Origin of the sequence: Rhodococcus sp. H29-C3, from assembly GCF_030063405.1 — a bacterium.
Lineage (GTDB): Bacteria > Actinomycetota > Actinomycetes > Mycobacteriales > Mycobacteriaceae > Rhodococcoides.
This window is the reverse complement of the sequence record NZ_JASITC010000003.1, coordinates 129,440-150,274: the sequence shown is the minus strand read 5'-3', so window position 1 is coordinate 150,274 and position 20,835 is coordinate 129,440. Positions and strand designations below refer to the sequence as shown.

Sequence of the window (20,835 nt, the reverse complement as noted above, 5' to 3'; positions counted from 1 at the left end):
TCACTGTCTTTTCTTGTCGATTTTGCCGACAGAGGTCTTCGGAAGCTCGGTCACGAACTCGAAGCGATCCGGCACGGTGTAAGCCGCTACCTTGCGCTCGGTGCGGAGAAATTTCCGGAGCAGATTTTCGGTCGGTGAGTCCGATTCGGGGTCGCGGCGGATGATGTAGGCACAGATCTTCTCTCCCAGAACATCATCGGGAAATCCCATCACCGAGACGTCGTGAATTTCTTCGTGGGCCAGCAGATGGTTCTCCACCATCGCCGGAGCGATCTTCTCGCCGCCGCGGTTGATCTGATCCTTGGTTCGCCCGACCACTCGGAGGTATCCCCGTCCGTCGCGGGTCACGATGTCGCCGGTGCGGTAGAAGCCGTCAGCGGTGAACGAGGTGCTGTTGTGTTCGGGCGCCCGGTAGTAGCCCCGAATCGTGTAGGGCCCACGCGTGTACAGGTTGCCCGGTTCACCGTCGCTTACAGCGCGACCCTCGTCGTCGACGACGAGTACTTCGTCATCGGGCGAAATGGGTCGACCGACCGTGGTGCACTCTGTCTCCTCGTCGTCGCCCCGTCGGGTGTAGTTGACCAGTCCTTCGGCCATCCCGAAAACCTGAGTCAAGGCGCAGCCGAGTTCCGGGGTGACTCTGCGTGCGACCTCGGCCGACAGTGTGGCGCCGCCGACCCAGAGGCCGATCAAGGACGAAATATCGCTACCACCGAGCAAAGACGAGTTCAGCCAGGCGACGAGCAGCGGTGGCACGAGGGCCACGTGTGTCACCGAATAACGCTCTACGAGAGCGAAGCAGGTGTCCGGGCTGGGGTCGGGCGCCATGACCACACATCCGCCGACCGCCAGGACTCCCAGCAGACCGGGCGAACTCATCGTGAAATTGTGTGAAATAGGCAGCGCCGCAAGCATCACCGAGGATTGCCCGAGATGACAGATTCGGGCACTCTCGCGAACGGAGTACAGGTAGTCCTCGTGTGTGCGGGGAATGAGTTTGGGGGTTCCGGTCGTGCCACCGGACAGTTGAAGAAACGCGACATCGGATGCGAGGGAACGATTCTGCCGCGGCAGCGGTGTGCCGCCTGCCCACTCGGCGTCACCGTGGGAAACCACCACAGTGATCAGATCGGGGAAGGCCGCACCGATCTCCGCCGCGATGGCACCGAAGTCGGTCATGCCGAAACGATCGACGCAGACGTACCCGGCCGCGGTCGTCGCAGCACAGAACTGAGCGATGTCCCCGGCACGGTGGGCAGCCAGCGCGAACACCGGCAATGCGCCGAGTTCGAAGAGCGCGAAGACCACCTCGACGTACTCTGTCGTATTCGGCATGTGCACGATCACCCGGTCGCCGCGACGGATCCCACGTGCATCGAGTTCGGCCGCGACCACGGCCACGCGGTTCGCTAACTCCGTGTAGGTCAGGCTGCGCGAATCGTCGACCACCGCAACGCGAGTGGGATGAGCGGCGGCACTGAGCGCCAACAGATCCGAGTGAGTCCGATCGATCCAGTAACCCTTGCTGCGGTACTCGGCAGCGAGATCGTCCGGATAACCGACGACGCCGTCGAGCAGCAGCGGCTCGACGGTCAACTTCTCGCCCCAACCCCAGCCGCAGCCACAGCGGTTGCGCGGCGCAGTGATTCGGTAACCGTGTCGGTAGTGACGACCGCGCCACATCTCTTGGCGGCATAGGTCGCTGCCATAAGGTGTTCCTCGCGGGAGAAGTCCGCGGTCGCGTCGAGGACGAAAAACGGGCACACATCGGACATGAAGGCCTCGGCCGCGCTGAGCATGCACCCCATGTGCGCATAGACGCCCGTGATGATGAGTTGGTCTCGCCCGTGATGACCGAGCAGTTCACGCAGATCGGTCCGCTGAAACGCCGAGTACCGCCACTTGGTGACCTCGATGTCACCGCACTGCGGCCGCAGTGCCTCGATGACCTCCGTGTCGCGACCGGACCCGAGACCCGGGCCCCAGAAATCCGCCAGAATTCCCCGACGAGAGGGGTGTTGGTCACCTGGTTGCATGGTGAACACCACGGGGATATCCAGCTCCGTGGCCAGCGTACGGATCGCGGCGATGTTCTCGGTCACCGAGGTGATCAATTCGGGGGCGTCGCGGTACGCATCGATGAAGTAGTTCTGCATGTCGTGGACGAGAAGTGCTGCCCTGCTCGGGTCGAGTTCCCAGTCGACCGCGTTGGCTGGAATCTCCTCGCGGGTGGGCATCGTGTAGCTCGCAATTGGCGGTATCGCCATCTTTTCGTTCCTCTCGCTTGGTTTCGTTTCTCGCTGTCAGCGGTGACGGCTCCAGGCCGCCCACAGTTCCGCATACCGGCCTGCCCGCTGGAGCAGATACTCGTGCGACCCCGTCTCGATGATCTTTCCTTTGTCCATCAACATGATTCGGTCTGCGCGACGGGCCTGACTCAATCGGTGCGCGACGATCAGCGCACTGCGGCCCTCGATCGCAGCCTCCGCGGATCGCTCCAACAGCGACGCACCGGCACTACCAGCATCCGCGGTCGCTTCGTCGAGAATGACCACCGGCGGATCGAGAAGCACCACTCGTGCGAGGGCGAGCTGTTGAGCCTGCATCGGTGTCAACCGATGCCCGCCATCTCCCACGCGGGTGTCGAGGCCATCAGGCAGTAGGTCGAACCAGTCACCTGCGAGAACCCTTCCGAGCGCCGACTCCATCGCCGCGTCGTCCGCATTCGGATCCGCCAGCGCCAGATCTTCGCGCAGCGTCCCGGTGAAGACGTGTACCTCTTGCGAGACGAGCACGATCCGTTGCGCTCGTTGCACTTCTGGTGCATCGAACAAGGAAACCGAACCGAAGTTCACCCGCCCGCGATCGGGTGAGAACACCCCGGCGAGCAAAGCCGCAAGAGTGCTCTTACCTGCTCCGGACGAACCCACGAGCGCGACGGTCTCACCGATCGCGATGCTGATGTCGACTTCGTCCAACACCGGGGACGACGCCGAGTATCCGAAGCTCACTTGCCTCGCCTCGAGCACCCCGGCGGCCGGCAACGCGATCGACTCCTCTCGCGTCGAGAGCACTCCATCACCGATCTCGATGACCCCGACGATGCGAGCCAGCGATGCAAGTGCCGATTGCAACTCGTCGATGACGAGCAGGAGAGCATCGATCGGATCGAACAACCGAAGGAAGAACAGCATTGCCGTCGTCGTCGCACCGACCGTCAATGCATCGGCGCCGACGAGAAAGTAACCGATGACCAGCAGGGCTGCCATCGCGACGAACTGAGCCGTGTTGAGCCGACCATAGAACCGGTTCTGCACGATGCGCGCTCGCATCGTCCAGCGGACGACCTCCCACGAGTGAAACCCGATGCGGCTCGACAGTTTCGGTGCCAGATCGAATTCGTGCACTGTCCTGAGGCCGCGGATGGACCCGAGTACCTGTTGTGCCCGCAAGCCCATCGCTGCCCGCTCGGCGGCGTAGATACCCGGCGCATGTCGCAGATACCACCGCACTGCCAGCACGTAGATCGGCACCACCAGCACCAGCGCACCGAGGAACCGCCAATCCAACGCCGTCAAGCCGACCGCGGTCAGTATCACCGTGAACAGCGAAGTCGACAGGGCGGGAACGACGTTCTCGATTGCCGAAGAGACCTCGTCGACATCGTCGGTAGCGCGGGAGAGAAGATCTCCGCTTCCAGCTCGTTCGACCCGTTCGAGCGGTAGCGACAGACTGGTGGCGAACATCCGCTCACGCAGTCGAGCGAGTGCCGTTTCGAACAACCGCGAAGACAGCACGACCCCGAGGGCGGTGAACCCGGCAAACCCCAGTGCCGCACACACCATCACGATGCCTAGCACCCAGATTCGATCGGAGGCGCCCTCGTCGATGACGACGTCGACCATTCGACCGAGAGCCCACGGCGCAACGAGACCCAGAGCGGCACCGATGACCATGGTCGTCACGACGGCGGCCAAGGGTCCACCCTGACCGGCCAGCGAACGCCGCACCTCGGCTCGGACGGCGCGCGCGTCCGCTATCGGTAGCTTCACTTGTACTCCAACACTTTCGAGTGGCCCGCGGTCACGGTCTCGACCGTCAACACCCGCGAGGCCGCAGCCAACAGGGCAGGCGCCGAGGTGAACACGATGGTCGTGCGACCGCTTCGCTCCCGAACGATGCGCTCTGCCACCACCGCTTCGGTGACCGAATCGACCGCGGTCGTCGGATCGAGAAGAACCAGCACTGCCGGATCGGCAGCCAACGCCCTCGCAAGGCAGACTCGTTGACGCTGTCCACCGGACAACAGCCGACCTGCCTCACCGACGTCGGTGTCGAGCCCGTCGGGTAGGGCCAGGGCGACGTCGTCGCAGGCGGCAGCGAACACTGCCCGTGTCACTGCGTCGTCGGTGACGGGGCCTGCAGCCTCTATGTTGTCGAGAACCGTCCCCTCGAACAAGTCACTGTGGTGTGGAGCAACCAGCAGGGTCTTCCTGCGGTCGGATCGCTGCAGTGCGTCGATGTCGATGCCGCCGACGGTGACGGAACCTGCTTCGGGTCGGGCGAGTCCGCCGAGTACCGCGGCAAGCGCGGCCGTGGCGACCGGGTCCGCCTGCACGGCAACGAACTCGCCCTCCGGCACTTGCCAATTCACTGCGCTGACGCCGCCGCATTCGGTACCGACGAAGTTCACCTCGAAACCGGTGGCAACTCCGAGATTGGCGGGCCGCTCGCTCGCGTACTCGGCATCGAGAACGCTCGCTACTCGTTCCGCCGAGGCCAGAGCCCCAGCCCAGATGGTGCCGAAATTGGATGCGAATGCCTGGAGCGGGCCCAGGACGAACTGCGTCACTGCAACCACGGTGATCAGCTGACCAACGGTCATCGCACCACCGACCGCCATCAGACCTGCCGCGACCGCAACGCCTGCGATGAACAACCCGGACACTGTCTCCATCGAACCGAGGTAACCGGCCCGAGCCACATTCGCCTTCAACGTCCCCTGCAGGGCGCGCTCGCTGGCAGCCTGGTAACGCCGACCTGCCGCGTGCTCTGCACCGATCCCCTTCACGATCCGGAACCCTCCAACCAGGTCGGAGGCGGTACCGGCAGCCTCCCCGGCGACCTGCTGCTGCTGAACACTTCTGCGGCGCAGTGGAGATCCCGCCCGGTCCATCAGCCACAGCATCAGCGGCGTCGCAACGAGGATGGCCAGCCCGAGCGGCCAGGAAATGGTCAGCAGGATCACTGCTGCGAAGAGCACGGCGGCGAACTCACCGAGGGGGTAGATGACGATTGCGACCGAAGTCGCCAGGGCACGCGCGTCGGAAGTGGCAATACTCAACAACATTCCGGGTTGACGAGCAGGTCCGGCCATGCCGCGTGCATCGAGGATGCGATCGGTGATCTTCGTACGCACCTGATGCGCGATGGAATTCATGCCGAGGAATCCGATGCGCCCACCGAAGCGAAAGGTGAACGACACGAAGGCGTAGTCGAGCGCCAGTACCGCGATCCACAGGACCATCTGCCGAGGGTCACGTGCGCTGATCGCTCGGTCGATCGCCAGGCCCATGATGACGGGAACCAGTGCAGCGCAGAGCTGATGGACGATCATCAGCACCCCCGCCGGGATCGTGTACTTCTTCGCCGCGAACATGGTTCGTAACGTCAGCTGACGTGGCGTCGTCGACGACGTGATCGAAATATCGGTGGTCGGGAGTGGAGTCACAGGCGCGTCGAAGAGAATCGGCAGTTTCATCACGTCAGCACGGCGTCGAGCATCGCCCTGGAAGCGAGTGAGTCCACGAGTTCTCCGGATCGCACCGCGATGTTCGACAGCAACGAGGAGGTCAGTCCGTGCGAGTGCTCTGTTCCGCCCTGGAGGTAGATCCCACCGGTGACCTTCTCTGCGGTGCGCAGTCGGTAGTCGCGTTGGACCTCAGGAGTTCCGTCCGCAGCGAAATTGCAATCATCAGCAAGTGGACCCAGGATGGCACGCAGATCCAGCGGTTTAAAACCGGTCGCGAAAATCACTGCGTCACAGAGCAATGTGTCCTCGCGGCCCGTCGGTCGATGATGCACCGATACCTCTACTCCGGTCCCGGTCACGCGCGGCGTCGACACTTCGGACGCACCGTGGACGAACAGTCTGCGGTCGCCGGAGACTCGTTCCCCGTACTCACGCTCGTAGAGTTCCTCGATCAACGGCAAATCGACGGCGGAGTAATTGGTGCTGCGGTGGTAGGCAATCAATTGTTCGCGAAGCTGCGGGGAGGAAGTATAGAAATCGTCGACGGCCTCCGGATCGAAAACGCGGTTGGCGTAGGGACTGTCGTCGGCAGGGCTGTACCCGTACTTGCCGAACACGGCGTGCACCTCCGCGCCGGGGTACCGATCGTGGAGGTGGGCGAGCACTTCGGCGGCGCTCTGACCTGCACCGACCACGACGAATCGCTGATGGCGTATCTCCGGCAATCCCTCGAGATGATCGAGTACCCGGTGATTGTGGAAGACGCGCTCCCCCGTTACGACGCCCGCGGGGAGTTTCGGGGTGAGCCCGCCTGCAAGCACGACCTCGCGCGAGCGCAGAGTGCGACTCTCCCCATCCGATGTCTCGACGGTGACCTCGAAATGCTCACCCGTCCACGCAACTCCGGTGGCCGACGAGCCGTAGAGCACGTCGGCGGCTACTTTGTCCGCCGCCCAGGTCAGGTAGTCGTGGAACTCCAGTCGGGAGGGAAAGAACGTCTGCAGGTTGATGAAGTGCGTCAAACGACCACGCTGCGAGAGGTATTCGAGAAACGTGTACTCACTACCGGTGTTGCGCTGCGTCGCCAGATCCTTCAGAAACGAAATCTGCATGGTCGCGCCGGGCAGCAGCATGCCGGGATGCCAGGTGAAGCCGGATTCCCTTTCCACGAACATCGAGGTGAGGCGGTCACCTGCGGGCACCTGCGCGTTGCGTTCCTCCAGCGCTATCGCAAGTCCCAGATTGGACGGTCCATAGCCGACTCCGAGGATGTCTACTACGTCGGGAAGGGTGTTCGCCATGTGGTTCCAGTCATCCTTTATCGGGTCGGAGTGAACGTAGCCTAACCTATTGCAGGAAGATAAGTTTAGGCTACGCATACCTAACCGTTCCGCGAGTCGACGGATCCAAGCGAGAAGAAAAGAGGTACGCGAATGGGCTCTCACACCGCCGTCCACACCACCACCGGACGGTTCGTTCTCTCACGCCCACACGGCTCGGTATCAGCTCATGGACTGCGCGCCCAGTACGACAGCGTTGCCGCGGCCGAAGCTGCGCTGCACTCGGGAGAAGTCCCCACGATCGTCGGCGCCCTTCCCTTCTCCACGCAGGCACACTGCGCACTGTCCGCACCGGAAGTGTTCACCGTGACGCAACAGCCCTGGAGTCCGAAGTCCGAATACCCCTCTCTACCAACGTTCGTCCTCGCCGACCCACTCGATGACGGCGAACACACCGACCGAGTCCGCACTGCACTCGACGTACTCCGCGAGCATTCGACGCCCCTGCAGAAGGTGGTCCTGGCACGCACGCTGACCCTGATCGCAGACGGCACAGTCGATCCGACCGCCGTTCTAGCGGCCCTGATAGCAGGAACACCCGAGCGCAACGGTTATTGCGTCGACCTGAGCGCCGCAGGCGGCCCCTACGTAGGCAGAACCCTCGTCGGATCGAGCCCGGAGGTACTTGTTCGCCGGCGTGGAACGGTGGTCACGTGTCACCCACTGGCCGGATCTGCCCCTCGCCACCCCGACGCGGCGCGCGATCGGCAAAACGGACGCAGTCTGACCGAGTCGGACAAGGACCGACGCGAACACGCCTTCGTCGTCGATGCAATCAGGGACTCGCTCGCCCCGTTCTGCAGCGAGCTGGACATACCGTCGGAGCCGACCCTGGCTCACACTCCGCAACTCTGGCACCTGGGCACTCCGATACGCGGCGAACTACGTGATCCATCCACTACTGCACTCGATCTCGCACGCGCACTACATCCCACACCCGCTGTGTGTGGGACACCCACCGACCTCGCGTACCGCACGATCGAGGAACTCGAGGGTGAGCGTGGCTTCTACGCAGGCGCCGTCGGATGGTGCACCGCAGACGGGGACGGCGAATGGATGGTGGCCATCCGTTGCGCGGAGATCAGCAGCGACCGAAAGCGCATGACGGCCTACGCAGGCGGGGGAATCGTCGCCGAATCGGACCCGGACACCGAATTACGAGAGACGGTAACCAAGTTCGGCACTCTCCTCGGCGCCCTCGGGGTGGCATTGTGACGCTCGCAGTCGTGGTCGGAGCGGGTAACGGAATCGGCCGCGCTGTCGCCATATCGCTCGCTCGAGCAGGCCACGACCTCGCACTGCTCGATATCGACGCAGCCGGTATGACGCATACGGCGTCGCAGATCACCGGCGTGGCCACCGCTCACGTAGTAGACGTGCGCGACGCCGAAGCCGTACTCACCGCGGTCACGGCGATCGAGGAGTCCGCCGGTCCCATCACCGCACTCGCCCATATCGCAGGCATTCTCGACACCGGATCCATCCTGGACTCCGACGTCGACGACTGGCGGGACATGTTCGAGGTCAACCTGTTCGGGCTACTCAACGTCGTCCGAGCCGTCGGTCGATCGATGCGTGAGCGACGGGCCGGGTCCATCGTTGTAGTCGGATCCAATGCTGCGGGTGTACCGCGCATGTCGATGGGCGCCTACGGATCCTCGAAAGCTGCATCCACCATGCTGACCCGTGTACTCGGCTTGGAATTGGCACCGTACGGAGTTCGCGCGAACATCGTCGCTCCGGGTTCGACCGACACCGACATGCAACGCTCGATGTGGGCGGACCCGAAAGACATGTCCTACGCACGGCCGGTCATCGACGGCGATCTCGCGACCTTCAAGAATGGAATCCCTTTGGGCCGCATAGCTTCTCCTGAGGACGTCGCCGACGCTGTCGAGTTCCTACTGTCGGATCGAGCCCGTCACATCACCATGCAGTCGCTCTACGTCGACGGCGGCGCCACGCTGCGAGCATGACCGGCATCCATCACGAGGGTCGTGGGCGCGCGAGCGGAATGACCAAAGGCGTGAGCGACTCCGGGTCCTCGATGATGCGACACGGCAATCCGAATACCGCCTCCACCAGTTCCGCGGTGATGACCTCCGCAGGATTACCGCGAGTGACCACCGCGCCGTCCTTCATCGCGATGATGTGATCGGCATAGCGACAGGCGTGATTGAGATCGTGCAGCACAGCGACCATCGTGGTGCCCTGATCTCGATTGAGTTGCGCGCACAGATCGAGAAGGTCGATCTGATGCGCGATGTCGAGGAACGTCGTCGGTTCGTCGAGCAACATCAACGGGGTTTGCTGGGCGAGAACCATTGCCACCCACACTCGCTGACGCTGCCCTCCGGACAACTCGTCGACCAACCGTCCGGAGAGATCGTTCACGCCGGTCGCGTTCATCGCGAACACGACAGCAGCCTCGTCGTCCCGCGACCATTGCCTTATCAGCTTCTGATGCGGATAACGGCCGCGTGCAACGAGATCCGCCACCGAAATACCGTCCGGCGCGATAGACGTCTGCGGCAGCAGCCCGAGGCGTCGGGCAACTTCCTTGGCCGGATAAGTCGAGATTGCCTTGCCGTCCAGAAGTACCGTCCCTACCGTCGGTTTCAACAACCGCGACAGTGCTCGCAGTAACGTCGATTTGCCGCTCGCGTTGGGACCGACGATGACGGTGAACTGACCGTCTGGAATCTCGACGGTCAGCCCCTCACTGACGATTCGCTTGTCGTATCCGATCGTGACGTCGTCCGCATGTAAGCGCGGCTTCTTTCCAGTCACTGTTTTCTACCTTCCCGAGCCAACAACCACACGAAATATGCCCCACCGATGGACACCGTCACGACACCGACCGGCAACTGCGTCGGCGCGAATATGCGCTGCGCGGCATAGTCACTGACGAGCAGTAGCAGTGCACCCATCACCGCCGAGGGAATCAGCGCGACACCCGCAGTCTTGGTCAAGCGTCGAACCAGCTGCGGCGCAGCGAGCGAGATGAACGAGATCGGACCGGCCACTGCCGTGACGAGCGCGGTCAGCGCCACGCCGAGAACGATGAGTATCAGCCGCGTCGGCTCCGCCCGGATACCGAGCGCTTTCGCCGCGTCGTCACCCATCTCGAGCATCCGGAGGCGCCCCGCGAAGATGGCCAGCAGCGGTGTGAGAACGATCAACACGATCACCACCGGACGTACCTGCCCCCAGCTGAGACCGTTGAGAGTCCCCGCGCCCCACACCGCTGCGGCCAGGGCATCGGAAAGATCGGCTTTGACGATCAACCACGTGTTGACCGACGCCAGGATCGCGCTGATCGCAATACCGACGATGATCAGCCGAAACCCTTGCACTCCACGTTTGAAAGCGAGGACGTACACCACTGCAGCAGTAGAGATCCCACCGACGAAGGCGCCCACGCCGGTGGGATAGTAGCCACCTCCCAGCGCGAGGATGACGATCAGCGCACCGGTGTACGAGCCGGTGTCGAAGCCGATGATGTCAGGGCTTCCCAACGGATTTCGCGTCAGCGATTGGAAGATCGCACCCGACACACCCAGAGCACCACCGAGAAGCAAAGCCAGGGCTACCCTCGGGAATCGCCACTCCATGACGATCAGTTCGGTGAACCTTCCGGCATCGGAAAACACCGCGGCCAGTACTTCGCCCGGCGCGATGTAGTAGTCACCGGTGCCGAGCGCTAGGACAGCGACGGCGAGCGATACGAGCGCCAGAAGGCAGCAGACCACCACGGTGCGGATGTCTACCCGCCCGCTGAGCTTGTCACCGGCAAGGCGAATGATGCGAACTCTGCGACCGAAATCGACCTCGGTCTCGGTCGTCACAGCCCACTGACTTTCTTGCGGCGCACGAGAAAGATGAGCACTGGCGCTCCGACGAACGCGGTGACGATCCCGACCTGCAGTTCGCCAGGCCTGATGACCAGTCGCCCGACGATGTCGGAGAGCAGCAGCAGGCACGGCGCCGCCACCACGGTGTACAGCAGGATCCATCGCTGATCTGGTCCGACGAACCACCGCACCATGTGCGGAATCATCAAGCCGACGAAGCCGATCGGACCTGCGGCCGCCGTCGCAGCACCGGCCAGAAGAGTGACTGCAATGACGCCGATCACCCGGGTGCTGTTCACCTTCGCACCCAGCGACCGAGCGAGATCGTCTCCGAGCGCAAGTGCATTGAGGGGTCGCGCGATGACGAGTGCGAGCACCGAACCGACGATGACGAACGGCGAGATCGCCAACGAAATGTCCAGTCCTCGACCAGCCAAAGAACCAGCACCCCACAATCGCATCTTGTCGAACGCATCTGGATCGAGCAGCAGCATGCCGGAAGTGATGCCCCCGAGCACCGCGGACAGCGCAATTCCGGACAGCGTGAGCCTGATCGGAGTCGCACCGGCTCGTGACATGGATCCGAGTGCATACACCGCCACCGTCGCGAGGATGGCGCCGAGGAACGCGAACCAGATATAGGACCAGATCCCGGTGAATCCCAGCATGCCGACAGCGAGTGCGACGAAGAAGGCCGCACCGGCGTTGACTCCGAGGATGCCCGGGTCCGCCAACGGGTTACGCGTCATAGCCTGAATAAGCGCGCCGCTGACACCGAGAGCGACACCGACGATCAACCCCAGCACCGTCCGCGGTACACGGATCTCGCGGATGATGACGTGGTTGTTCGACTCGTCGAAGTGGAACAGCGCATTCCAGACCTCGCTCGGCGGAATGTACTTGGTGCCGACCGCGATACTGAGCAGACAGATCGCGGCCAGAACGCCGAGCAGAACGAAAAGGCCGAGAGCGCGGCGCGAGTTCGTCTCGGCGAGCCCACCGGACTGTTCGAGCCTGTCGGACTCATCGGTCTTCTTCGTTGCCACAGGCATGGATCAGTTACCCCAAAGCGTCCGCGATATGTGCAGCCTGGGTGTCGAGCTCGGCGCGTTCGGGGGAAGTCGGTCGGGCACGAAGACCGAATCCGTCACCCGAGGTACGCGGAATGACATGAAGATGGACATGGAAGATTTCCTGGCCTGCGATTTCGCCATCCGCAAGAAACAGATTCACCCCCGCGCATCGGGGGTCGCTCGCCCGCAGCGCGGCCGCGATCTTCTGCCCGACGACGAACAGATGACCGCCGGTGTCCGGCTCCAACTCCGCCAACGAGCGAGCCTGCTTCTTCGGGACCACCAGAACGTGCCCACGCGTGACCGGCCGGATGTCCATGAACGCGATGACCACGTCGTCCTCGTAGACGCGAGACGATTCCGCGTTCCCTGCAATGATTTCGGCAAAGATCGTATAGGGGTTCACAAAGAGACAGTCTAGAACTGCACCGAAACGGTGCTGCGATTAAAGTCTGACCATGAGTATCTTGGGCGGCGTTCTGTTCGACATCGACGGGGTGCTCGTCACGTCGTGGAAGCCTCTCCCGGGTGCCCGCGAGACTCTCGACTATCTCGACCGCAAGGACATCGCCCGCGCGTTCCTGACGAACACCACCTCGAAAACTCGTACACAGATCGCGGAGTCGTTGACAGGAGTCGGTCTTCCGGTCCTTGCCGACGACATCGTCACGGCCGCGAGCCTCACCGCAGACCACCTGCGCGAAACCTACCCGGGCGCTTCCGTCGTACTCGTCAACAACGGCGACATCGCTGGCGACATGCCGGGAATCGAGTTCGTGGACGAGTCGTCGACGCACGATCCCGACGTCGTCGTCGTCGGCGGGGCAGGTCCCGAGTTCACCCACGAGCGCCTGAGCCGGGTCTACGACTGGCTGTGCCGCGGCATCCCCGTCGTCGCAATGCATCGAAGTCTCATGTGGACCACCGGAGCCGGACTCCGCATCGACACCGGAATGTATCTCGTCGGCATGGAGAAGGCATCCGGACACACTGCGCAAGCCATCGGAAAGCCTGCGCCACTTGGCTTTCAGACCGCCGCAGAAAGAATGGGCGCCGACCCGGTCGACGTCGTCATGGTCGGTGACGACATCGACAACGACGTACTCGCAGCCCAGGTCGTCGGCATGACCGGTGTCCTGGTCCGCACCGGGAAGTTCCGCCAGGACGCCCTCGACCGCCGAGCCAAGAACGAATTCGGTCTGCAGCCGAATCACGTCATCGGTTCGGTGGCCGATCTGCCGGAGCTACTAGAGAATCGGTGACGGAGAGTACTTCGCAGCTTCTGGGAACTGCGCGATCAGCGTCTCGACGTCGGAGACGACGGCCGCGACCTGCGATTCCGACGAGCCGATGAACGCCGACTTGTCGGCAAGAGCGGCATCGAGACCGGCGCGATCGAGCGGGATGCGGTCATCGGCGGCGAGGCGATCCAGCAGATCCGGATCCTGCCCCTGCTCCCGCATCGCGAGTGCGACAGCGACAGCGTGTTCCTTGATGGCCTCATGTGCCGTTTCACGACCGACCCCGGCGCGAACGGAAGCCATGAGCACCTTCGTCGTCGCGAGGAACGGCAGGTAGCGCGTGAGTTCCTTGGCGATGACGGCCGGGTACGCACCGAACTCGTCGAGCACCGTCAGGAGTGTCTCGATCATGCCGTCGATTGCAAAGAACGCATCCGGTAGCGCGACGCGGCGGACGACCGAGCAGAAGACGTCGCCCTCGTTCCACTGCGCGCCTGCCAGTTCGGCCGCCATCGATCCGTAACCGCGCAACACCACCTGCAGACCGTTGACGCGCTCACACGAACGCGTGTTCATCTTGTGTGGCATCGCCGAAGAGCCGACCTGACCGGGCTGGAAGCCCTCGGTCACCAGCTCGTGGCCTGCCATCAACCGAACCGTATGAGCGAACGAGGAAGGTGCGGCCCCGATCTGAACGAGGGCGGATACGACGTCGTGGTCGAGCGAGCGAGGGTAGACCTGACCGACGCTGGTGAGCACGTGCCGGAACCCGAGGTGGTCGGCGACGATGCGCTCCAGAGCGGTCAACTTCGAGGCGTCTCCCCCGAACAGGTCGAGCATGTCCTGCGAGGTACCCATCGGGCCCTTGATACCGCGAAGGGGGTAACGCGCGATCAGCTCCTGCATCCGAGCGAGGCCGATCAACAGCTCGTCCGCCGCCGATGCAAAGCGCTTGCCGAGGGTCGTTGCCTGTGCGGCGACATTGTGACTGCGCCCTGCCATCACGAGGGAGGAGTATTCCGCGGCGCGTTCGGCGAGCCGCGCAGCAACGGCCACGCCGTGACTGTGGACGTGTTCCATCGAGCGAAGAATCTGCAGCTGCTCGACGTTCTCGGTCAGGTCACGAGAAGTCAAACCCTTGTGGATGTGCTCGTGGCCCGCGAGAGCGTTGAACTCCTCGATACGGGCCTTGACGTCGTGGCGGGTGACACGCTCACGCGCAGCGATCGACGCGAGGTCGACGGTGCCGATCACGTTCTCGTAGTCGTTGATCGCGGCAGTGGGCACATCGACACCGAGGGTGGCCTGCGCTTTGAGAACGGCCAACCACAGCTGGCGCTCGAGGACGATCTTGTGCTCCGGAGACCACAGGTTCACCAGTTCTTTGCTCGCATAACGGGTGGCCAGGACATTCGGAATAGTCACGAGAGGCAAGTTTACGCAGGAGTGGAGCCTGCGGAACGACCAGGTGGTTCAGGCACGAGTGGAGCCTGCGGAACGACCAGGTAGGCAGGAGTGGAGCCTGCGGAACGACCAGGTGGGGCAGGAGTGGAGCCTGCGGAACGACCAGGTGGTACTGCGTTCATTGTGCGGGGGCCACGACGTCGATGACTCTGATCAACATGCTCCGGGCCATCGCTCGGGGTTCGGGGTCGACCTCGCCGAGAGCACCGACCACGACGCCGTCGACGACGGCCACGAGCCGTCGTAGTTGCAGTTCGTCGACGATGCGTCCTGAGCGTCGCAGGACGTCGGTGAGCAGGTCGTCGATCTGCGCGCGCAACCGCAACTGCACTTCCCGCAACTCGGGGTGTCGCGCCGAGGCGATGAATCGTTCGTAGCGGGCGATGAGCCGTTCGCGTCCTTCGATCAAGTCGTCTTCCGGCCCGATGAGCAGGTCCACGATCAGTTCGACTGTCGACTCGACGTCCTGATCGAGATTTCCGAGTTCGTCGATCCGTCCCCTCATCACTTCGAGTTCGCGGTTGCCCAGTATTTCCACGGCGCACGCGATGAGGTCGGCGAGCGAGTGGAAGTAGTACGTCGTCGATGCGAGCGGAAGATCCGCGCGGGTTGCGACCGCGCGGTGGCGCACCGCGTCGAATCCGCCCTCCACCAGGAGTTCAGCGGCGGCAGACGCCAATGCGTGTCGTCGACGCTCCCCTTTCGGGGTTGCGCCCGACACCTTGGTTGTTGGCCCTGCAGGTGCTTCTGGCATTTGAAAGCCATCGTGCCAGGCCCGCCCTTCTCCGCTGGGGCAAACGGGCCATTCGATCGTGTGCAATCGTGAACTTCATGCAACACAGAACTATCGACCTCCGCTCCGATACGGTGACTCGCCCGGATACGGCCATGCGGGCTGCGATGGCCGATGCCGAGGTCGGTGACGATGTCCTCGACCACGACCCGACGATGGCGCGATTGGAAGAACGCGTCGCGTCGATGCTCGGATACGAGGCCGCACTGTGGGTCCCGAGCGGTTCGATGGGCAACATCATCGCGCTGATGCTGCACTTGCGACGTGGTGATGCGTTTCTGGCGCCGGAGCATTCTCATGTTCTCGGGTCCGAGCTGGGGACGGCAGCGTGGTTGGCGCAAGGAATGCCGTCGGCGCTGCCACACGACGGTGGGCCCGGGCGTCCGACGCCTGCGACCGTGATGGCGTCGGCAGGCGGACCTGGGCCGTACTTCACCCTGAACACCACGCTGCTGTGTCTGGAGAACTCGCATAACTTCGCCGGCGGTGCAGTGTTCGGACCCGAGGAATGGAACTCGCTGCTGGATGCGGCTCGCAACGCGGGCCTGCTTGTGCACCTCGACGGGGCCCGTGTCTGGAATGCGGCCGTTGCGCAGGGTGTGCACCCCCGCGAACTGACAGTCGGCGCCGACACCGTCCAGGTGTGTCTGAGCAAGGGACTCGGCGCTCCTGTCGGGTCGATGCTCGTATCCGATTCGGCTCGCATCGTCGAGGCTCGACGCGTCCGCAAGATGCTCGGCGGCGGCGTTCGTCAAGGCGGAATTCTCGCAGCGGCAGGGCTGGTGGCGCTGGACAACCTCGCTTCGCTCGCGACCGACCACGTCAACGCTCGACTGCTGGCCGAGGGGCTACGCGAGCGGGGTTGGGATGTGGTGGAACCGGATACGAACATCGTGCTCGCGACGTCGGCCGACCCCGTCGGAACCGTCTCCGAGCTTGCAGAGAAGGGCATCGGCGCCGTCACTGTTGCGGGCAAAGTCCGATTCGTGACGCATCGCGACGTGTCCGAGGCCGACATCCGCGATGTCCTCTCACGCCTGTCGGCTGTGCGCGCGTAGGACCGGTGCCAGGCGCACCAATGCCTCCCGCATGTGCTCGGTCGTACCTGCGAACGAGAATCGAACGGTGTGGTGCCCTGCCTCGGTATCGAAGTCGACGCCGGGGGCAAGTGCCACACCCGTCGTCGCGAGCACGTTCTCGCACCATGCCCGTGAGTCCAGGGTCAGGTGCTCGATGTCGGCGTACGCGTAGAACGCCCCGTCCGCAGGCGCGAGATCGGTGATCCCGCCGGCAGCCAAACCGTCGAGCAGGATTGTGCGGTTGACGGCGTAGCGGCGCACGTGAGCGTCGAGTTCGGTGCGTGATTCCTCGGAGAACGCGGCAATGGCCGCTACCTGCGAGATCGCGGGCGGGCAGACGGTCATGTTCGATGCCAGTCGCTCCACCGCCCGGTGCAAGGTCTGTGGCAACAGCATCCAACCGAGCCGCCAGCCCGTCATCGAGAAGTACTTCGACACCGAACCGATCACTACCGATTCCTTCGAGGTCTCCCACGCGCTCGACGTCCGGGCGTCACCGTAGGAGATGCCGTGATAGATCTCGTCGGAGATCAGCAACGTTCCGTGCTGCTCACACCAGCGTGCGATCGCGGCGAGTTCGTCGGCGTCGATGATGGTGCCCGTCGGGTTGGCGGGACTGGCGATGATCAACCCTGCGGGCGGTTCCGGCAAAGCGTCGAGCATCGCGACCGTCGGCTGAAATCTGGACTCGATCCCGCAGTCCAGTTCCACGACCCGACACCCGAGTGCAGCGAGTGAATTCCGGTAGGCCGGGTACCCGGGCCGAGCCATGACCACGGTGTCGCCGACGTCGAAGGCCGCCAGAAACAGCAGCGTGAATGCCCCCGAAGAGCCGGTGGTCACCACGACGTCGTCGGCATGTACCGGGACCCCCGCCTCGTGTGCATGATGCCGGGCGATGGCTTCGCGCAGCGGCAGGATGCCGAGTGTCTCGGTGTACCCGAGTACATGTGCGTCGAGGGCCTCCCGTGCCGCCCGAAGTACCGGAGCAGGCGCCGACGTCGACGGTTGTCCGGCGGCCAGGGAGAGTACGTCGCCGTGCGTGCGCGCTCGCAGGGCAGCGGCTTTGAATACGTCCATCACGTGGAACGGCTCGATCTTGGATCTGTTCGACTCTGTGCGCACACCTCGAGGCTAGCCCGCGGTGAAAGACTGTACGAATGCCGGAATCGACGACCTGCCCCACCGTGACCGACGTAGCGAATGCCCTCGATGCACTCCGCTCGTCGACTCCGCTGGTGCAATCACTGACCAACGTGGTGTCCGCCAACTTCGTCACCAATGTTCTGCTCGCCGCCGGGGCCAGCAACGCGCACATCGACAATGTCCACGAGGCCGCCGGATTCGCCTCGATCGCTTCCGGAGTTCTCGTCAACCTGGGCACCCCCGACGATGGAACCGCTGCCGCCTTCACGCTGGCAGCGGAGGCTGCTCGTGCCGCAGGCACGCCGTGGGTCCTGGATCCGGTGGGCGTCGGCGGACTACCATGGCGGACCGAACTCGCCGCCGGGCTCTTGACGCTCGAACCCACGGCAATTCGCGGGAACGCGTCGGAGATCATCGCGCTTGCAGGGCTGGGCAGCTTCGCGCGCGGAGTCGACAGTGCTTCCGATTCCGAGGCTGCCGTTCCAGCAGCAGTGGCATTGCTCGAGTTCGCGCACGTGGTGTCGGCGTCCGGTCCGGTCGACTACATCGTCGGACGAAGCGAAGCCGGGCCCGTGGGCGTGAAGGTCGGTGGAAGTAGCCCACTTCTGACCAAGGTCACGGCTACTGGATGTTCGCTCGCGGCGCTCGTGGCCGCGTACCTCAGCGTGTCACCGACACCGTTAATCGGTATAACGTCGGCACACGCACACGTGGCAGTCGCATCGGAACGGGCAGCCGAAAAATCATACGGCCCAGGAACTTTCGCCGTCGCATATCTTGATGCGCTGGCTTCGGTGACCCCGGACGACATGCGTTCGGCTCTTGTCGAACCGTTGACGCTCTAGCCCTATCCACAGGCACGGCACTTATCCACAGATCTCGTTTCGAGCCCCCGACAGTGTCGAGAACGGTGCACCGTTCTTTGGCATGGGGGTGTACACACGCATGCAGCTCGAAGAATCAGGTATCGGTCGATCCGGCATCACCCGACGGATGCGCAATGGCAGCATGGTCCGGTTGCTGCCGGGTGTCTATTCGGACCCGGAACCGTCGTATTACGAACTGTGTGTGGCGGCGACGCTATGGCGCGAAGATGCAGTGTTGAGCCACCTCAGCGCCGCGTGGTTGTGGGATCTACTCGACACCGAGCCCACAGTCGTTCATGTGACCCTGCCCAGGAACTCGCGGATCGACGGGCCGGGCTGGCTGAAAGTACACCGACGCTCGGTGTCGCCCGAAGAGCACCGAGGATTCCAAGTCGTATCGGCGGTGCAGTGCTTCGTCGATGTGGCCGCCGCGATGCGGGGTCTACCTTTGGAACAGTTCTTCGACCGGTGCATCTCCTCACGGGTGTCGTGGAGAGATGTCGTCGACCACTGTGAGTCCGCCAAAGGAATGGCGGGTATGCGAGAGCTTCGTCGGCAGCTCGATAAATGTTGTCCAGGAACCTGGTCGGAGCCAGAGCGCCTGGTGGCGCGGGCTGTGTTGGCACGCGGTATTCGGATGGAGATCAACACGGCGTTGGGCCGATACATCGTCGACCTGGCCTGCCGGCTGGCGCGGGTGATCGTGGAAATCGACGGACGCCAGTTCCACATAGATCCGCGGACATTCGACAACGACCGCGTACGTCAGAACACGCTGGTGCTGGACGGCTGGTTGGTGCTGAGATTCTCTGCGGCGACGGTGAACCGCGATCTGGATCGAGTTGCCGATCAGATAGCTGCGGTGGTGCGGCGTCGTAGAAAGAGTAGGGGTGCGTGAAGCTCCACTATTGCGCGAAATTTACGGGATTCGGGAAATTTCGCGCAATAGTGGAGCAAAATTCACGGGGCTCACAAAGAGATTCGGCCCTCGAGGGCTGCGAGGCCGATATCGGTGCGAAAGTGGCTACCCGGCAACCGGATCGACTCGATCTTCGAATACGCATCAGCCCGAGCAGCAGCGAGATCAGCACCGGAACCCACGACGCTGAGTACCCGGCCACCTGCGGAGACAACCTTGCCCTCGTGCGAGGCGGTACCTGCGTGGAAAACGCCAAGACCCCCGGCCCCGGTGATCGCATCTCCGGTGCGCGGACGGCCGGGGTAGTTCTCCGCAGCCAGGACCACGGTTACCGCAGCGCCGTCTTTCCATTGCACAGGTGCCAAGGAAGCAAGCGTCCCGGTAGCTGTCGCTTTCAACGCCTCACCGAGAGGCGAATCGAGCAACTCGAGAATTGCCTGCGTCTCGGGATCACCGAAGCGACAGTTGAACTCGACCACTGCGGGGCCGTCGACGCCGATCGCGAGGCCCGCGTACAGCAAGCCGGAGAACGGGCAGCCACGCTTGACCATCTCGGCGGCGACGGGCTCGACGACCTCGGTGACGATCTGGTCCACGACGGCCTGCGGAAGCCATGGAAGCGGGGTGTACGCCCCCATGCCGCCGGTGTTAGGTCCGGTGTCACCGTCGCCGACGCGCTTGTGGTCTTGCGCCGGCAACAAGGGCATCACCGTCTCGCCGTCGACGAGGCAGAACAGCGACACCTCGGGTCCGTCGAGGAAGGATTCGAGCAACACCGGATGTCCGGTTTCGAGAAGTTCGGCAGCATGATCGCGAGCGACGAGCCGATCGGTAGTGACCACGACGCCCTTGCCTGCCGCGAGCCCATCGTCCTTGACGACCCAGTTGGGTCCGAATCGGTCGAGTGCCGCATCGAGCTTCGCGGGTGAATCGACGATCTCACTATGCGCTGTTCGGACGCCCGCCACTGCCATGACGTCTTTGGCGAACGCCTTCGAACCCTCGATACGAGCAGCTGCTGCAGACGGTCCGAAGGTCGCGATCCCGGCCTCGCGCAATGCGTCGGCGACGCCGAGCACGAGCGGAACTTCCGGGCCGATGACGACCAGGTCCGCTTCGACCTTTCGAGCCAGTTCGGTTACCGCCGCACCCGAGGCGACATCGACGGGGTGTTGCTCGGCGAGCTTCGCCGTTCCCGCATTACCTGGAGCGACCAGCAGCTTGCTGACCTTGGGGTCCTTGCTCAGAGCAAGGAGGAGGGCGTGCTCACGAGCACCGGAACCTATGACGAGTACGCGCACAGTGGAC

Annotated in this window: 19 protein-coding genes; 6 read left to right on the top strand and 13 right to left on the bottom strand. The window is 63.5% G+C overall.

The genetic code is table 11. From position 1 onward, the window contains the following. Genes QMK32_RS07980 through QMK32_RS07960 form a run of 5 tightly spaced genes read right to left on the bottom strand, consistent with a single transcriptional unit; the run spans position 1 to position 7,053 of the window. Entirely contained in the window at positions 1 to 1,596 is a 1,596-nt protein-coding gene (locus tag QMK32_RS07980; RefSeq protein ID WP_283474193.1) for a (2,3-dihydroxybenzoyl)adenylate synthase, read from the bottom strand. Beyond that, on the bottom strand, positions 1,593 to 2,267 hold the full coding sequence (locus tag QMK32_RS07975) for an isochorismatase family protein (RefSeq protein ID WP_283474192.1): 675 nt from the start codon (positions 2,265 to 2,267) through the stop codon (positions 1,593 to 1,595). The genes QMK32_RS07980 and QMK32_RS07975 overlap by 4 nt, the downstream gene beginning before the upstream one ends. A 36-nt stretch (positions 2,268 to 2,303) precedes the next feature. Continuing rightward, entirely contained in the window at positions 2,304 to 4,052 is a 1,749-nt protein-coding gene (locus tag QMK32_RS07970; protein ID WP_283474191.1) for an ABC transporter ATP-binding protein, read from the bottom strand. Beyond that, positions 4,049 to 5,761 (bottom strand): ABC transporter ATP-binding protein, encoded by a 1,713-nt coding sequence (locus tag QMK32_RS07965; RefSeq protein ID WP_283474190.1) that lies wholly within the window; start codon positions 5,759 to 5,761, stop codon positions 4,049 to 4,051. Before QMK32_RS07965 ends, QMK32_RS07970 begins: the two co-directional genes overlap by 4 nt. Continuing rightward, positions 5,761 to 7,053, bottom strand: a complete 1,293-nt coding sequence (locus QMK32_RS07960) for a lysine N(6)-hydroxylase/L-ornithine N(5)-oxygenase family protein (protein ID WP_283474189.1) — start codon at positions 7,051 to 7,053, stop codon at positions 5,761 to 5,763. The genes QMK32_RS07965 and QMK32_RS07960 overlap by 1 nt, the downstream gene beginning before the upstream one ends. A gap of 132 nt (positions 7,054 to 7,185) precedes the next feature. On the opposite strand from QMK32_RS07960, the gene QMK32_RS07955 reads away from it, so the two are divergent. Together QMK32_RS07955 and QMK32_RS07950 are read left to right on the top strand one after the other, a co-directional pair. Further along, positions 7,186 to 8,307 carry an isochorismate synthase gene (locus QMK32_RS07955; RefSeq protein ID WP_283474188.1) on the top strand — a complete coding sequence of 374 codons (1,122 nt, stop codon included), beginning with the start codon at positions 7,186 to 7,188 and terminating at the stop codon, positions 8,305 to 8,307. Beyond that, on the top strand, positions 8,301 to 9,068 hold the full coding sequence (locus QMK32_RS07950; RefSeq protein WP_283474711.1) for an SDR family oxidoreductase: 768 nt from the start codon (positions 8,301 to 8,303) through the stop codon (positions 9,066 to 9,068). Before QMK32_RS07955 ends, QMK32_RS07950 begins: the two co-directional genes overlap by 7 nt. Before the next feature lie 10 nt (positions 9,069 to 9,078). Here the strand turns inward: QMK32_RS07950 and QMK32_RS07945 are convergent, their stop codons facing one another. From QMK32_RS07945 to QMK32_RS07930, 4 genes are read right to left on the bottom strand one after another with little or no spacing between them, the layout of a single operon-like run. Next, entirely contained in the window at positions 9,079 to 9,882 is an 804-nt protein-coding gene (locus QMK32_RS07945) for an ABC transporter ATP-binding protein (RefSeq protein ID WP_283474186.1), read from the bottom strand. Further along, positions 9,879 to 10,940 (bottom strand): FecCD family ABC transporter permease, encoded by a 1,062-nt coding sequence (locus QMK32_RS07940; RefSeq protein WP_283474184.1) that lies wholly within the window; start codon positions 10,938 to 10,940, stop codon positions 9,879 to 9,881. Before QMK32_RS07940 ends, QMK32_RS07945 begins: the two co-directional genes overlap by 4 nt. Next, positions 10,937 to 11,998, bottom strand: a complete 1,062-nt coding sequence (locus QMK32_RS07935) for a FecCD family ABC transporter permease (RefSeq protein ID WP_283474183.1) — start codon at positions 11,996 to 11,998, stop codon at positions 10,937 to 10,939. The genes QMK32_RS07940 and QMK32_RS07935 overlap by 4 nt, the downstream gene beginning before the upstream one ends. A gap of 7 nt (positions 11,999 to 12,005) precedes the next feature. Further along, the gene (locus tag QMK32_RS07930; protein WP_269301262.1) at positions 12,006 to 12,425 is read right to left on the bottom strand and encodes an HIT family protein; all 420 of its coding nucleotides are present in this window, start codon (positions 12,423 to 12,425) and stop codon (positions 12,006 to 12,008) included. A gap of 52 nt (positions 12,426 to 12,477) precedes the next feature. Here QMK32_RS07930 and QMK32_RS07925 point away from each other — a divergent pair, with 52 nt between their 5' ends. Further along, a complete protein-coding gene (locus QMK32_RS07925) occupies positions 12,478 to 13,281 on the top strand; it encodes an HAD-IIA family hydrolase (RefSeq protein ID WP_283474181.1) in 804 nt (267 codons plus the stop codon). Here the strand turns inward: QMK32_RS07925 and purB are convergent. Beyond that, positions 13,267 to 14,685: an adenylosuccinate lyase gene (gene purB, locus QMK32_RS07920; RefSeq protein WP_502943554.1), complete on the bottom strand. Its 1,419-nt coding sequence runs from the start codon at positions 14,683 to 14,685 to the stop codon at positions 13,267 to 13,269. The genes QMK32_RS07925 and purB overlap by 15 nt on opposite strands. Before the next feature lie 157 nt (positions 14,686 to 14,842). After that, complete coding sequence (locus tag QMK32_RS07915; RefSeq protein ID WP_283474179.1) at positions 14,843 to 15,478, bottom strand: TetR/AcrR family transcriptional regulator; 636 nt, start codon at positions 15,476 to 15,478, stop codon at positions 14,843 to 14,845. Between the two features lie 77 nt (positions 15,479 to 15,555). On the opposite strand from QMK32_RS07915, the gene QMK32_RS07910 reads away from it, so the two are divergent. Next, positions 15,556 to 16,575 (top strand): threonine aldolase family protein, encoded by a 1,020-nt coding sequence (locus QMK32_RS07910; RefSeq protein WP_283474178.1) that lies wholly within the window; start codon positions 15,556 to 15,558, stop codon positions 16,573 to 16,575. Here QMK32_RS07910 and QMK32_RS07905 read toward each other — a convergent pair. Further along, complete coding sequence (locus tag QMK32_RS07905; RefSeq protein ID WP_283474710.1) at positions 16,549 to 17,676, bottom strand: pyridoxal phosphate-dependent aminotransferase; 1,128 nt, start codon at positions 17,674 to 17,676, stop codon at positions 16,549 to 16,551. The genes QMK32_RS07910 and QMK32_RS07905 overlap by 27 nt on opposite strands. Positions 17,677 to 17,756: 80 nt before the next feature. Here QMK32_RS07905 and thiM point away from each other — a divergent pair, with 80 nt between their 5' ends. Together thiM and QMK32_RS07895 are read left to right on the top strand one after the other, a co-directional pair. Continuing rightward, entirely contained in the window at positions 17,757 to 18,587 is an 831-nt protein-coding gene (gene thiM, locus QMK32_RS07900) for a hydroxyethylthiazole kinase (RefSeq protein ID WP_283474177.1), read from the top strand. An 82-nt stretch (positions 18,588 to 18,669) separates the two neighbouring features. After that, the gene (locus tag QMK32_RS07895) at positions 18,670 to 19,506 is read left to right on the top strand and encodes a DUF559 domain-containing protein (protein ID WP_283474176.1); all 837 of its coding nucleotides are present in this window, start codon (positions 18,670 to 18,672) and stop codon (positions 19,504 to 19,506) included. A 71-nt stretch (positions 19,507 to 19,577) separates the two neighbouring features. Here the strand turns inward: QMK32_RS07895 and purD are convergent, their stop codons facing one another. Continuing rightward, positions 19,578 to 20,828 carry a phosphoribosylamine--glycine ligase gene (gene purD, locus QMK32_RS07890; RefSeq protein ID WP_283474175.1) on the bottom strand — a complete coding sequence of 417 codons (1,251 nt, stop codon included), beginning with the start codon at positions 20,826 to 20,828 and terminating at the stop codon, positions 19,578 to 19,580. Between the last annotated feature and the right edge of the window lie 7 nt (positions 20,829 to 20,835).